The sequence below is a fragment of the Nonomuraea sp. NPDC052116 genome (assembly GCF_040680035.1).
In the GTDB taxonomy this organism is placed as follows: domain Bacteria; phylum Actinomycetota; class Actinomycetes; order Streptosporangiales; family Streptosporangiaceae; genus Nonomuraea; species Nonomuraea angiospora_A.
Map to the genome: position 1 here is coordinate 87,069 of NZ_JBFAWA010000015.1, position 13,314 is coordinate 100,382.

Below are 13,314 nucleotides of genomic sequence, written 5' to 3' on the forward strand. Positions count from 1 at the left end.
GGAGACAACGGTGAAAATGATCTGCCTGGGTGACAGCATCACCCGCGCACAGGTGAGCGCCGACTACGTGGCCATGCTCCGCTCCCGGCTGCCCGAGGCGACCGTGATCAACGCCGGGGTCAACTACGAGCCGTCGTCGGAGACGGTCAAGCGGCTCGACGACGTCGTGGGCCAGGACCCCGACGTGGTGACCGTACTGATCGGCACGAACGACGCGAACTCCACGCTCAGCGGGACGCTCGCCAAGACCCTGCGCAAGCGCTGGAAGCTCTCCGCGGACCCCACCCCGGAGGCCTACGCCGCCAACCTCACCACCATCGCCCGCCGCCTCCAGGACGAGACGATGGCCCGCGTGGCGATGCTCTCCCTGCCCGTCATCGGCGAGGAGCTCGACTCGGTCTCGGTGCGGCGGGCCACCGAGTACAGCGAGATCGTCCGGCGGGTCGCGGCGGCCGAGGGCGTCACGTACCTGCCGCTCAACGAGCGGATGACGGCTTACCTGGAGGAGCAGGGCCGGGGTCCCGGCATCCGTTACCAGGCGGAGGGGCGGCTGGCACAGACCGCCGCGATGCAGCACTTCCTGCTCGGCCGCAGCCTGGACGCCATCTCCAAGGGCCGCGGCCTCCAGCTCACCACGGACAACATCCACCTGAACAGCAGAGGCGCCGCCATGATCGCCGACCTGATCGAGGGCTTCGCCGCCCGCTCGATCGCACCTCACTAGCCCCGTTCCGGCCGGGGAACGCGCGGCGGGTGGGCTATTCGGCGGCCGCGAGCTGGCCGCAGGCGCCGTCGATCTCGCGGCCGCGCGTGTCGCGCACCGTCACCGGCACGCCGTGGAACTCCAGCCGCCGTACGAACGCCCGCTCGTCCTCGGGCCGGGAGGCCGTCCACTTCGACCCCGGGGTCGGGTTGAGCGGGATCAGGTTGACGTGCACGAGCTTGTTCCGGACCAGCTTGCCGAGCAGGTCGGCCCGCCACTCCTGGTCGTTGATGTCCTTGATCAGCGCGTACTCGATCGAGACCCGCCGCTTGGTCTTCGCCGCGTACGCCCAGGCCGCATCGAGGACCTCGGCCACCTTCCACCGCGTGTTGATCGGCACCAGCGTGTCACGCAGCTCGTCGTCGGGCGCGTGCAGCGACAGCGCCAGCGTGACGGGCAGCTCCTCGTCGGCGAGCTTGCCGATCGCGGGCACCAGCCCGACGGTGGAGACGGTGACGCCCCGGGCCGAGATGCCCAGCCCGTGCGGCGCGGGCTCCACCAGCCGCCGCACCGCGCCGATGACCTGCTTGTAGTTGGCCAGCGGCTCTCCCATGCCCATGAACACGACGTTGTTCACCCGGCCGGGCCCGCCGGGGACCTCACCGGCCGCCAGCGCCCGGGCGCCGGCGACGACCTGCTCGACGATCTCGGCGGTGGACATGTTGCGGGTGAGGCCGGCCTGGCCGGTGGCGCAGAAGGGGCAGTTCATGCCGCAGCCGGCCTGCGAGGACACGCACATCGTGACCCGGTCGGGATAGCGCATGAGCACCGACTCGACCAGCGCCCCGTCGAACAGCCGCCACAGCGTCTTACGCGTGGTGCCCCGGTCGGTGGTCATCTCCCTCACCGAGGTCAGCAGGTCGGGCAGGAGCGCGGCCAGCTTCTCGCGGGAGGCAGCCGGCAGGTCGGTCATCGCGCCGACGTCGGTGGTGAGCCGCTCGAAGTAGTGGCGCGAGAGCTGGTCGGCGCGGAACGCCTTCTCCCCCAGCTCGGTGACCGCGGCCCGCCGGTCGGCCATCGACAGGTCGGCCAGGTGCCGTGCGGGCTTGGCCCGCCGGGGCGCGACGAAGGTGAGCTGGCCTGGGGGCTGGGACACGTTCCTGCCTTTGCTTTGAGTGGCTGTCAATCAGGGTAATGAACGTTCGGATCGGAGGTGGCATTCCTGGTTACGGTACGGCTCGCATCGTGGCTGCCACCGGATCTACAGTCATCACGTATGGCGATTTTTCGGTCGGCATCTGGCGAGGGTGGCGCCGAGGTCGTTCTCGCCGCCGGTAACCCGTACGGCAGCCGGACGCTCGTGGTCGAGCGTGACGAGGACTCCTCGGTAGCTTACCTGTGCTCGCCCGACGGCACGGTGCACGGCGCCGTCTGGCTGGCCAACCATCGCCCCGCCCCGGCGGTGGTCGACCTGGCCCGCATCAACGCCGGCCTGCCGCCGCTGATGCCCAGGGCCAACACCCTCTACCCGGACGGCCGCAGGCCGCTCGGGCAGCTCACCGCGCTGTGGTTCGAGGAGGGGGACGGGGTCGCCCTGTACGAGGACGAGGAGCTGCTGGCGGTCATCCCCGGCTGGGCCGACATGAGCAGGGGCATGCCCGGCTACGCCCGCGACGCGGTGGGCGAGTCGCCGTTCGCGTGGGCGCTGTCGGAGGCTCTCGAAGGGCTGCAGCCCCGCCTCTCCAACGCCAGGTCCTACTGGGGCTGGCGGCACAGCGAGGGGTCATGGCCGTCGTTCCAGCAGTTCGTGATGGGTCATCTGGACGGGGCGCTCGGTCCCGCGGGGCGCTATTGGGACGCCAGCGGCGAGCGGCTGCCCACCGTCGGCATCACCGAACGGCCGCCGCATCAGGGCCGCGCCTACACCGTGCTGTCCACGGTGGGGATGAGCTGCCAGCGCATGCCCACGGTCGAGCAGTGGATCGACAAGCCGGGCGCGTACGCCAGGATCGAGCTGGCCGTGGCCACCCGCGAGGACCCGCGCGACGCGGCGCTGCTGCTGGTGTGGCTGTCGCAGTATCCGTGGCACTCGGTCACGTGGCTCGGCCACGGGCACACGGCGAAGTGGTATCACGAGCCTTCGACGTTCCCGTTGGGGCCGCGGTATTCGGGGGTCCTGATGCTGGCCAACGCACCCCACATGCCAGACATGTCGGGATTTGCGTTCGGGGGTGAGGCCGTACGGTGGCTCTGGCTCTCACCGGTCACCACCGAGACGCTGGAGGCTCAGCAGCGGTAGCTAGAAGAACAGCGTCATCAGCAGCCAGACCGGCACCAGCGTCGTCACCAGCGAGTCGAGTCGGTCCATCAGACCGCCGTGGCCGGGCAGGATGGTGCCCAGGTCCTTGATGCCGAGATCCCGCTTGATCATCGACTCGATCAGGTCGCCCACGGTGGCCAGGACCGCCGCCAGCGCGCCGATCAGCGCGCCCTGCCAGATGGCGCCGTGCATCAGCCAGACCACCAGCCACGCCCCGACGGCCGTGCACGCGATCACCGATCCGGCGAGCCCTTCCCAGGTCTTCTTCGGGCTGATCGCCGTCATCTTGTGCCGGCCGAACAGCACGCCCGCGAAGTAGCCGCCGATGTCGCTGGCCACGGTCACCGCGATGAAGATCAGCACCCGGTGGTCGCCGTCGTGGAGCCGCAGCATCATGGGCACGAACGCCGCGAGCATGGCGGGATAGAACAGCGTGAGCACCGAGGCCGACGCGTCCCGTACATAACCGTCGGTCCCGTCGCTGAACATGCGCCAGACCAGGAGCACCAACGCGAACACCGCGAACGTGGCCAGCAGCCACGTCGGCCCGCCCCAGTACGCGCCCGCATGCATCGCCACCAGGCCCGCGAGCACCGGCACGGCGGGCACCTTGATCCCACGGGTGGCGAAGGCCTTGATCAGCTCCATCGCGCCGACGCCCACGGCAGCGGCGACCACCGGGAGGAACAGCTCCTTGATCGTGTAGATCGTGCCGATGACCAGCGCGCCCAGCACCACACCGACCGCGATCGCGGCGGGCAGGTTCCTTCCGGTACGGCCGCCGCCGCTCGAGCTGGTGTCAGCCGTACGTTCTTCCACAGAGTTTCTCCAAGAGCCACGGCCCCCGCCACTCGGGGCGAGGGCCGTTCAAGACCCGCTACCTGCGGCGGCCCGCCCAACGCGACCACCGTAGGCCCAAGCCGCTACCCGCGACGACCTGCCGCAGGCACGAACCACCACCCACGACGACCCGCCGTAGATGCGAACCGCCGCCCGTGACGACCTGCCGCAGGTGCGAACCGCCGCCCGCGACAACCCGCCGCAGGCACGAACCGTCACCCACGACGACCCGCGCAAGTGCGAACCACTGCCTGCGACGACCCGCCGTAGGTGCGAACCGCTGCCTGCGGCGGCCGGCCCAACGCGACTACCGTAGGCCTGCTGCCTGGGCACGCGGTCCGCCGTGCGGCGCGCCGCTCAGACTTCGAGCAGCTCGGCTTCCTTGTGCTTGAGCAGCTCGTCGATCTTCGCGACGTGCTTCTGCGTGAGGTCGTCGAGCTCCTTCTCGGCCCGCCTGACCTCGTCCTCCCCCGCCTCGCCGTCCTTGATCATCTTGTCGAGGACTTCCTTGGCGGAGCGGCGGATGTTGCGCACCGACACCTTGGCGTGCTCGCCCTTGTTCCTGGCGACCTTGATGTACTCCTTGCGCCGCTCCTCGGAGAGCTCCGGGAACGTCACGCGGATCACCTGGCCGTCGTCGGTGGGGTTGACACCGAGGTCGGAATCGCGGATGGCCTTCTCGATGGCGCCCATCGAACTCTTGTCGAAAGGCTGGATGAGCACCATGCGCGCCTCCGGCACATGGAACGACGCCAGCTGCTGGATCGGCGTCGGCGTGCCGTAGTACTCGGCGTTGATCTTGTTGAACATCGAGGGGGTGACGCGGCCCGTACGGATGGTCGCGAAGTCCTCCTTCGCGACCGAGACGGCCTTGTCCATTTTTTCCTCGGCTTCGAGGAGGGTTTCGTCGATCACAGCGGCTCCCTGTCTTCTAGCTGGCGGTGTCGGGCTCGCTCCCTCATTTGCCTGCGGGACTCACCAGCGTGCCGATTTTCTCACCGCGTACCGCTCGCAGGATGTTGCCCTCGCCCATGAGGTCGAAGACCACGATCGGCAGGTCGTTGTCCTTGCACAGGCTGATCGCGGTGGCGTCCATGACAGCGAGGTCGCGGAGCAGCACCTCGCCGTAATCAAGGTGGTCGAACCTGACCGCATCCGGATTTTTGCGTGGATCGGAGTCGTAGATCCCGTCCACCTGCGTTCCCTTGAGCAGCGCCTCCGCGCCGATCTCCAGGGCCCGCTGGGACGCCGCGGTGTCGGTGGAGAAGTACGGCGAGCCGAGCCCCGCGCCGAAGATGACCACGCGCCCCTTCTCGAGGTGCCTGATCGCGCGGCGCGGCAGGAACGGCTCGGCCACCTGCTGCATGGTGATGGCGGTCTGGACGCGCGTCTCGACGCCCCGCCGCTCGAGGAAGTCCTGCAGGGCCAGGCAGTTGATGACCGTGCCGAGCATGCCCATGTAGTCGGCTCTGGCGCGGTCGATGCCTCCTTGCGACAGGGTGGCGCCGCGGAACATGTTGCCGCCGCCGACCACGACCGCGACCTGTACGCCTTCCTTGACGGCCTCGGCGATCGAATCGGCCAGATGATCGACGATCACCGGATCGATGCCCAGCGGCTCGCTGCCGGCGAACGCCTCTCCTGACAACTTCAGCATCACCCGCTTCCATCTGAGCGGGTTGTGCGGATTTTGAGATGAGGAAGCCGCCGTCCGTGTGGATTCGTGGGCTGGCTCCCGGTGGTCCTGCACGGCGGCGGCCTCCTTCGTTCGGTGAATCAAGTTCAGGCTGTCGGCTAGCTTCTTGCCTTGGCCGGGCGGCCCGCCTTGAGCGGCGGGCCTGCCTGGCCGGTTGCTTGCCTAAGCCTAAGCCTGACCGACCTTGAAGCGGACAAAGGCCTGGACCTCGACGCCGTTCTCCTCGGCGTACTTGCCCACGCTCTTCTTGTTGTCCTTGACGAAGGCCTGCTGGAGGAGGGTGAAGTCCTTGTACCAGCCGTTCACGCGGCCCTCGACGATCTTGGAGATGGCAGCCTCGGGCTTGCCCTCCTCGCGGGTCATCTCCTCGAAGAGCTTGCGCTCCTTCTCGACCACGTCGGCCGGGACGGAGGCGGCCTTGAGGTACTGCGGGGCCATCGCGGCGGCGTGCTGCGCGATGTCCTTGGCGACCTCGGCGTTCGGCTTGTCGAGCTGGATCAGCACGCCGACGGCCGGCGGCAGCGCCGGGTCGGTCTTGTGCATGTAAGCACCGATGTAGCCGCCCTCGAGGACTGCGAACCGGCGGATCTCGATCTTCTCGCCGAGCGCGGCGTTGGCGACGTCGAGGTGCTCCTTGACGGTCTTGCCGTCGAAGGACGACTCGAGCAGCGACGCCACGTCGGCGGGCTTGGTCTCGAGGATGTGCTCGACAACCTGGCTGGCCAGCTCCTGGAAGCGCTCGCCCTTGGCCACGAAGTCGGTCTCGCAGTTGAGCTCGAGCAGCGCGGCGGCAGAGTCGCCGTCCTGCTTGAGCGCGACCAGGCCGTTGGAGGCGGTGCGGGCCTCGCGCTTACCTACGTCCTTGGCGCCCTTGAGGCGCAGGAGCTCGATAGCGCGGTCGAAGTCACCCTCGGACTCCTCGAGCGCCTTCTTGCAGTCCATCATGCCGGCAGCGGTGATTTCGCGAAGCCGCTTGACATCGGCCATGTTCACGGAAGCCATTGCTTTTCCTTGTGGGATTTCGTCGTCGTCGTGGATCAGGTGGGCAACGGCACGCCTGCTCACCCTTGGTTCGTACGGCGGGCGCTTGCCGTACGGAAGCCTTTGTCTTGCGTCAGCCTCTGTCTTGCGTTTCGGGGCCCGGCTCGCCTGGCATACTGCCCAGCCTCGCCCTGGCTTACCATCCTGGACCATCACCAGCCAGCACCGACGCCACCCGGCCGACCCGCCGCGCCCGGTTCGGGCAAACCCGCCCTCTCCGGCCCGGCCGACCACCCTGGCCCGCTGAACTACCCGGTCCAACCCGGCCCGGTCACCCGGAACGGCCCGGCTCACCACCGGCCCGGCCTGCGACCCAACCCTGGATCGCAACCCAGACCTCGGCTCACAACCTCAGCCCGCGACCCAGACCTCAGGCCCCGGCCCGAACCCCGGCTCAGGGCCTCGGCCCCGGGCCTTGAACCGCGACCTCACGGACCCAGCCCTGAACCACAGCCCTTGAACCATGGCCCCACGGGCCTGGCCCTGGACCACAGCCCTTGAACCATGACCTCACGGGCCCGGCCCTGAACCGCGACCCAGGCCTTTGACCTACGGCCCAGATCCCGGCTCACAGCCTCAGCTTCAGCCTCGGCCCTGAACCTTGATCTCAGCCCGGCTCTTGGTCCTTGCCTGGCTGGGAAGCGTCCTCGCCTGGCGATCGCTCACCCGGCGAGGCCGCGGCCCCTCGCTCAACCGTTCACTTGTCTTCGTGGCCCGTTCCTTGCCCGGTCACGGCAGGACCAGGGACATCCCTCGTCCTGCCGTTCCGTTCCGTTCGCCGGAGCAAGGCGCGCGCCCTGCCTGGTGGACTCTTCACCCACCCGACCGGGACGGGCCCGTACCTGGGAAACCCGGGTACCTGAGCGCTGACGTCAGGCCTGCGGCTCGGCGTCAGCCTCAGGAGCAGCCTCCTCAGCGGGGGCAGCCTCAGCCACCGGGGCAGCCTCAGGAGCAGCCTCGGCCGCGGGGGCGGGGGCGGGCGCCTCAGCCTCCGCCGGCGCCTCAGCGGCTGCTTCGCCGGTGCCCTGCTCGATGAGCTCGCGCTCCCACTCGGCCAGCGGCTCGGCGGCGGCCGGCTTCTCGTCGCCGCGGGCGGCGCCGGAGCGAGCCATCAGACCGGCCGCGACACCGTCGGCGACGACCCTGGTCAGCAGACCGACGGCGCGAATGGCGTCGTCGTTGCCCGGGATCGGGTAGTCGACCTCGTCGGGGTCGCAGTTGGTGTCGAGGATCGCGACCACAGGGATGCCAAGCTTCTTGGCCTCGCTGATCGCGATGTGCTCCTTCTTGGTGTCGACGACCCACACGGCGCTGGGCACGCGGCCCATGTCACGGATACCGCCGAGCGTGCGCTCGAGCTTGTCCTTCTCGCGACGGCGCATGAGGAGCTCCTTCTTGGTGAGCCCCGAGCCCGCGACGTTGTCGAAGTCGAGCTCCTCGAGCTCCTTCAGCCGCTGAAGCCTCTTGTGCACGGTGGAGAAGTTGGTGAGCATGCCGCCCAGCCAGCGCTGGTTGACGTACGGCATCCCGACTCGGGCAGCCTGCTCGGAGATGGCCTCCTGAGCCTGCTTCTTGGTGCCGATGAACAGGATGGTGCCGCCGTGGGCGACGGTCTCCTTGACGAAGTCGTACGCGCGGTCGATGTAAGAGAGCGACTTCTGCAGGTCAATGATGTAGATGCCGTTGCGCTCGGTGAAGATGAATCGCTTCATCTTCGGGTTCCAGCGCCGGGTCTGGTGACCGAAGTGAACGCCGCTCTCAAGCAGCTGTCGCATGGTGACGACGGGGGCCATGTGCTGGTCCTCCAGGTCTTGGCGCCCTGCGGAAGGGCGCGGTTCTCGGTTGTGCCGCAGCAGCGCGTCGTCTGCCGCCCTGATGCCCCGAAACCCCGCCAGCCGGGCCCATGGCCCGGACCGATGGCGCGGTCCGCAGTGGGGCATGCGAAGTCGGCCTGTGGTCACAGGCCACCGAAAAGTCTACCTCCCGCACCAGCCCAGCCTGACCGTCAACGGTCAATCAGACATCCAGCTCTCTCCCCCCACACCCACCCCCATCGTGATCACTCAGTCATCCAGGCACCAAACACCATCAACATCTGACATGCACCGCGCCACCATCGGCCGCTTCCTGCAACTCGACCAGCACAGGGCAGTTCACCCCCACAAACCACCCGGCCAAACCCGCGCCTCAGCCGCGGACCAGAGCACGATTCCGCACGTCGACCACCGCCTCAGCCAGGCCCTCCGCCCACCCTTATCGAGAACCAGAACACGGTCCCGCACGTCAACCAACGCCTCAGCCGCGGACCAGAGCACAATCCCGCACGTCAACCACCGCCTCAACCAGGCTCTCCGCCCACCCTTGCCGGTTCCACATCAGCCGGCCGCATCGTGATCCTCGGTAGGCAGCCCCGGCGTCGGCCTCTTCGCGACCGGGAAAAGGTTCAGTTGCGCTTCGGCGATCCTGGCCCCGCTCGGCGCGGCCTTCTCATCGCGATTGGCAATGAGGTACGGCTCGACCAGCTTCTCGATCGACTCGTTGAGCTGAGCCAGCTCCTCCGGGTCGACCCTGATCCGCATTCGGTTGAACCGGGTGACATCCCGCCACTCATCAGGCTCACCCTCAACGGCCGCCATAGCGCGATCCGCCTCTTCATGCGCTTCCCGGCGGAACGCCAGCATCAGCGCCATCTTGGCATCCCGTACGTCCGGCTGGTCGCCCGGCTTGACTCCGACGCTGATCGGCTTGTTCACGCTCTTCCACAGCCGTTCCCTGCCGTCGCCACGCGGCGGCGCGTCCTCCACGAACCCGTACTTGGCCAGCATGCGCAGGTGATAGCTCGCGGCACTGGGCGTGATCCCCGCGATCTCCGCCACCTCGGTGGCAGTGGCACTGCCCTCGAGACCCAGCCGATTAAGGATCATCAGGCGCGCCGGGTGGGCCAGCGCCCGCATCGCCCTGGGATCACTGAGCCCCTCACTCATGCCGCCAAGATTACCCGCCCCAAGGTATGAAGCATTGCCTTCATAACTATGAAGGGATATCTTCACAGTTATGAAGCGTTCCCTTCACAACTCCACCATGCCCCCCGCACCAGCCAGAACGCTCGTCAATCACCCCAAGCCACGCCCACAGCCAACCAGTACGTCCAGCACCCCGTCCCTCACCCTCACAACACCAACGCCAAAGCCGCTCCCACCACCCGCGATCAACCCACCGGCCCGACGCTCGCCCGGGCCCACGGCCTGGGCACCCCACAACCAACGGCGACCCAGACCACATCCCCCGCAACCCATAACCAGCCAAAAGGCCCGACGACCAGGCCAACCCCCGCTCAGCCCAGCACCACCAAACGCCAACCCCGCACATAAGCCCAAACGCCCACAACCATCAACCCACCCGGCCCTTTAGCGCCGCGTACCCCAGTAACAGCCACGAGGCCGGCGCCCAAGCCCGACCCCAGCCAGCTCAGTCCACCCCTCCAGCCGGCCACATCCGAGGCTGCAGGCGCCATGACCGAGACCGCCACGCCATTGACCGAGGATCAAATGCCTGACCGCAACCTCACCAACGAAAACCGCGCCCCTCACCACAACCACGCCGCCAGTGCGCACCACATCCCCCAACGCCACACCCCCGACCCCAAGCACGCGGCTCGTGACGGCACCTCCGACGACCCCACCGCCGGTTCGAGCCACCACCATGCAACTCCCGACGCCACTTCCCACGAGCGCAACTCCAGCTCAAACCACCCCAGCCACGCAGCTCCCGACGACACCTCCAACGGCCCCAGCCCCAGCTCGAACCATCCCAACCACGTAGCTCGTGATGGCACCTCCAGCTCGAACCGCCCCAACCACGTAGCTCGTGATGGCACCTCCCACTCGAATCACCCCAATCACGATGACCGCAGCTCAGACGCGCCCATCCCCCTCAGAAAACAGCGCGACTACCGCCTCCTCTGGGCCGCCCGAACGATCTCCGTCACCGGCTCGGAGGTATCCAAGCTGGCCATCCCCCTGACCGCGGTAACCCTGCTGGCCGCCTCCCCCTCCCAGATGGGCCTGCTGACGGCCGCCGCCTCGGTGCCCGCCCTCGTGTTCGGCCTGCAGTCAGGCGCCATCGCGGACCGGCTCACCCGGCACCGCCCCCTCATGATCGCCTGCGAACTCGTCTCATGCGCAGCCGCCGCCACAGTCCCCCTGGCCTGGCTCCTCGACCTCCTCAGCGTCGCATGGCTGATCACCGTGGCCCTGGTGATCGGCACAGCCGGCGTACTCTTCAGGGCGGCGAACTTCCCCTACCTGGCAGCAGTCGCCGCCCCGCCCCAGCGAACCGAGGCGATGGCCGGCTTGCACGCCTCCTACTCGGTGGCGTCCGTCAGCGGCCCCAGCCTGGCCGGTCTCCTGGTTCAGCTCTTCACGGCCCCGCTGGCCGTATTGGCGGAGGCATTGTCGTTCCTGACCTCAGCCCTCTTGCTCCGCGCCATCCGCACCCCGGAGAAGAACGAGCCGGCAACCTCCCGAGGCATGTGGAACGACGTCATGGAGGGCCTGCGAACCAGCGTCACTCATCCCGTACTCCGCGCTCTCCTGGGTGCAGGCGTCACGATCAACTTCTTCGCCATGGCGTACACGGCCATCTACATGCTCTACATGGTGAACACGCTCAACATCCCCAAGCCCCTGATAGGCGCCCTCATCGCCTTGAGCGGCATCGGCGGCATGCTGGGCGCCTGGATCACGGCCCGCCTGTCCAAGCGCTACGGCGAGAACCGCATCCTGCTCGTCTCGGTGCTCTTCTTCCCCATCGAAATCCTCGCGGTAGGCCTGCTGACCGGCCCCCTCTGGTGGAAACTCTCACTGCTCGCCCTAACCGGAACGATCACAGGCGGCATCGTCGTAGCCTTCGCCACCTGCATGGGCGCCATCACCCTGCGCGCAACCTCCCCAGAGCTCCGCGGCCGGGTGAACGCCACCATGACCTTCGCAGTGCAAGGCGTCCTGGCCCTCGGCGGCATAACCGGCGGCATCCTCGCCGAATTCATCGGCCTACGCGCGGTCATCCTCATTTGCGCAGCAGGCATAGCCCTGAGCGCCATCTGGATCTGGACATCTCCCCTACGCCCTCACCGCCACCCACGCCCCACTCGCCTGGCGAAACCCAGCAGCGAGCCGCCCCCATCCCAAACCATGAACTCCTTGATCGCTTGCAAACGCTACGCTCCTCGCTGACCCGCCACCCCTCAGACGAAGCCCAACCCGAGCTCCGAAACCAACAGATGGCGGGCGAAAGTGCGGTCGAGTCAGAGGCGTTTGATCACTTCAACCCCCCGAAGAAGACCCGCAGATCCTTTGCCAGCATCTCCGGTGCCTCCATGGCCGGAAAGTGTCCGCCCCGCTCATGCTCCGTCCAGTGGGCCTCGGCGGGCGGGTTGATGAGCTTGCGGACGGTGGGATCAGCGCTGAACACCGCGAACCCCTGCGGCACGGCCGGTGGCGCACCCCAGTCGGAAGAGTGGGCCTGTTCGTACAGGAATCGAGCGGCGGAGATGCCAGAGCCGGTGAACCAGTAGAGGCTGGCGATCGTGAGCAGCTGGTCCCGGTCATAGGGCAGGTCGGTCGACCGCTCGAAGCTCTCTGCGATCCAACCGAGCTGCCCGGCGGGCGAGTCGTTGAGCAGGTAGCCGATGTTCTGGGGGCGGGTGTTCTGGATCGCCAGATAACCGGTGCCGTCGGCGCGGAACTCGGCCATCCGCTCCAGGGCCGACTGGCCGACCGGGTCCGCCGGGTCGAGCCTGTCGGCCATACCGGGCAGGAACGTGGCCGTGGCCGCAGCCGTGTACGGATCGGTCACCGCATGAACGCCCACGACATGCTCGCCGTCAAGGCCGGCCACCGCACCGGAGACGCCGGCGCCGATGTCGCCACCGTGGACACCGTATCGGTCGTAGCCGAGCCGCCGCATCAGCTCTATCCAGGCCCGAGCGGTACGAGCCATCGCCCAGCCCGTCTCGCCCACCGGCGTGGAGAAGGCGAAGCCGGGCAGTGACGGGACCACCACGTGAAAGTCCTGCCGCAGGTGCTCGATCAGCATGGTGAACTCGGCGAACGCGCTGGGGTAGCCGTGAGTGAGCACCAGCGGCAGAGCGTCGGGGTTGCCCGATCGGACGTGCAGAAAGTGGATCCGCTGCCCATCGATCTCGGTGGTGAACTGTGGGTACTCGTTGAGCCGCGCCTCGGCAGCGCGCCAGTCGTAACTCTCAGCCCAGTACGCAACCAGCTCCTTCAGAAACTCCAGCGGCACCCCGCGGCTCCACCCGATGCCGGGCAGTTCGTCCGGCCAGCGAGTCCGGGCCAACCGGACTTTCAGGTCATCGACGTCGGGCTGAGGGACAGCGATGGTGAACGGCCGAATCTTCATCTGACGCTCCTTGTCGGCTTGAAGTGTTGGCCACGCTAGGAGCCAATGCGGCACATTTCCTTCCGCAATCCGCCGACGATCCAGCACCTGCGATCCACCCGGCAACCGTCGCCCCGGTAAAACCCCGCCGGTTCCCCACACACGCGCCCGACCAGGACCGCCCGCGCGTGTCCCCTCCCACTGACCTACACAAGGCCAGAACCGGCAGCCCCATCATCGCAGCGCTTCATCCCACCCCGATCCACCATCGGGCCGGTTATCCACAGCCCACAAACACCTCGCCCGCTCCAT

General features: G+C 67.9%; 11 protein-coding genes. 3 read left to right on the forward strand and 8 right to left on the reverse strand.

Translation table 11 applies throughout. The features are described from left to right. The first annotated feature begins 16 nt into the window (after window positions 1–16). Window positions 17–724, forward strand: coding sequence for an SGNH/GDSL hydrolase family protein (locus AB0L65_RS27695; RefSeq protein WP_364251061.1), 708 nt, complete (start codon window positions 17–19; stop codon window positions 722–724). Window positions 725–758: 34 nt separating this feature from the next. Here the strand turns inward: AB0L65_RS27695 and rlmN are convergent, their stop codons facing one another. Further along, window positions 759–1,859 (reverse strand): 23S rRNA (adenine(2503)-C(2))-methyltransferase RlmN, encoded by a 1,101-nt coding sequence (rlmN, locus tag AB0L65_RS27700; RefSeq protein ID WP_364250659.1) that lies wholly within the window; start codon window positions 1,857–1,859, stop codon window positions 759–761. Between the two features lie 120 nt (window positions 1,860–1,979). Between rlmN and AB0L65_RS27705 the strand changes: the two genes are divergently transcribed. Next, window positions 1,980–3,002: a suppressor of fused domain protein gene (locus tag AB0L65_RS27705; protein WP_364250662.1), complete on the forward strand. Its 1,023-nt coding sequence runs from the start codon at window positions 1,980–1,982 to the stop codon at window positions 3,000–3,002. Here AB0L65_RS27705 and AB0L65_RS27710 read toward each other — a convergent pair whose 3' ends face one another. The 6 genes from AB0L65_RS27710 to AB0L65_RS27735 form a co-directional block, all read right to left on the reverse strand. Beyond that, the gene (locus tag AB0L65_RS27710; protein WP_350739047.1) at window positions 3,003–3,842 is read right to left on the reverse strand and encodes a phosphatidate cytidylyltransferase; all 840 of its coding nucleotides are present in this window, start codon (window positions 3,840–3,842) and stop codon (window positions 3,003–3,005) included. A gap of 378 nt (window positions 3,843–4,220) precedes the next feature. Next, entirely contained in the window at window positions 4,221–4,778 is a 558-nt protein-coding gene (gene frr, locus AB0L65_RS27715) for a ribosome recycling factor (RefSeq protein WP_192790776.1), read from the reverse strand. Between the two features lie 43 nt (window positions 4,779–4,821). Beyond that, complete coding sequence (gene pyrH, locus AB0L65_RS27720; RefSeq protein ID WP_219912434.1) at window positions 4,822–5,520, reverse strand: UMP kinase; 699 nt, start codon at window positions 5,518–5,520, stop codon at window positions 4,822–4,824. A 207-nt stretch (window positions 5,521–5,727) separates the two neighbouring features. Further along, window positions 5,728–6,561 (reverse strand): translation elongation factor Ts, encoded by an 834-nt coding sequence (gene tsf / locus AB0L65_RS27725; protein ID WP_364250665.1) that lies wholly within the window; start codon window positions 6,559–6,561, stop codon window positions 5,728–5,730. 911 nt (window positions 6,562–7,472) lie between these two features. Beyond that, complete coding sequence (gene rpsB, locus AB0L65_RS27730) at window positions 7,473–8,393, reverse strand: 30S ribosomal protein S2 (RefSeq protein WP_364250668.1); 921 nt, start codon at window positions 8,391–8,393, stop codon at window positions 7,473–7,475. A 582-nt stretch (window positions 8,394–8,975) separates the two neighbouring features. Then, window positions 8,976–9,584 (reverse strand): helix-turn-helix domain-containing protein, encoded by a 609-nt coding sequence (locus tag AB0L65_RS27735; protein WP_364250671.1) that lies wholly within the window; start codon window positions 9,582–9,584, stop codon window positions 8,976–8,978. A gap of 528 nt (window positions 9,585–10,112) precedes the next feature. Here AB0L65_RS27735 and AB0L65_RS27740 point away from each other — a divergent pair. Next, window positions 10,113–11,834, forward strand: coding sequence for an MFS transporter (locus AB0L65_RS27740; protein ID WP_364250674.1), 1,722 nt, complete (start codon window positions 10,113–10,115; stop codon window positions 11,832–11,834). An 85-nt stretch (window positions 11,835–11,919) separates the two neighbouring features. Here the strand turns inward: AB0L65_RS27740 and AB0L65_RS27745 are convergent, their stop codons facing one another. Further along, entirely contained in the window at window positions 11,920–13,110 is a 1,191-nt protein-coding gene (locus tag AB0L65_RS27745) for an epoxide hydrolase family protein (protein WP_364250677.1), read from the reverse strand. Window positions 13,111–13,314: the final 204 nt, after the last annotated feature.

Bases quoted from the DNA above. Each gene is read 5' to 3' on its own strand.
- AB0L65_RS27695 (WP_364251061.1), top strand. From the start codon at position 17: ATGATCTGCCTGGGTGACAGCATCACCCGCGCACAGGTGAGCGCCGAC.
- AB0L65_RS27705 (WP_364250662.1), top strand. From the start codon at position 1,980: ATGGCGATTTTTCGGTCGGCATCTGGCGAGGGTGGCGCCGAGGTCGTT.
- pyrH (WP_219912434.1), bottom strand. From the start codon at position 5,520: ATGCTGAAGTTGTCAGGAGAGGCGTTCGCCGGCAGCGAGCCGCTGGGC.
- tsf (WP_364250665.1), bottom strand. From the start codon at position 6,561: ATGGCTTCCGTGAACATGGCCGATGTCAAGCGGCTTCGCGAAATCACC.
- rpsB (WP_364250668.1), bottom strand. From the start codon at position 8,393: ATGGCCCCCGTCGTCACCATGCGACAGCTGCTTGAGAGCGGCGTTCAC.
- AB0L65_RS27735 (WP_364250671.1), bottom strand. From the start codon at position 9,584: ATGAGTGAGGGGCTCAGTGATCCCAGGGCGATGCGGGCGCTGGCCCAC.
- AB0L65_RS27740 (WP_364250674.1), top strand. From the start codon at position 10,113: ATGACCGAGACCGCCACGCCATTGACCGAGGATCAAATGCCTGACCGC.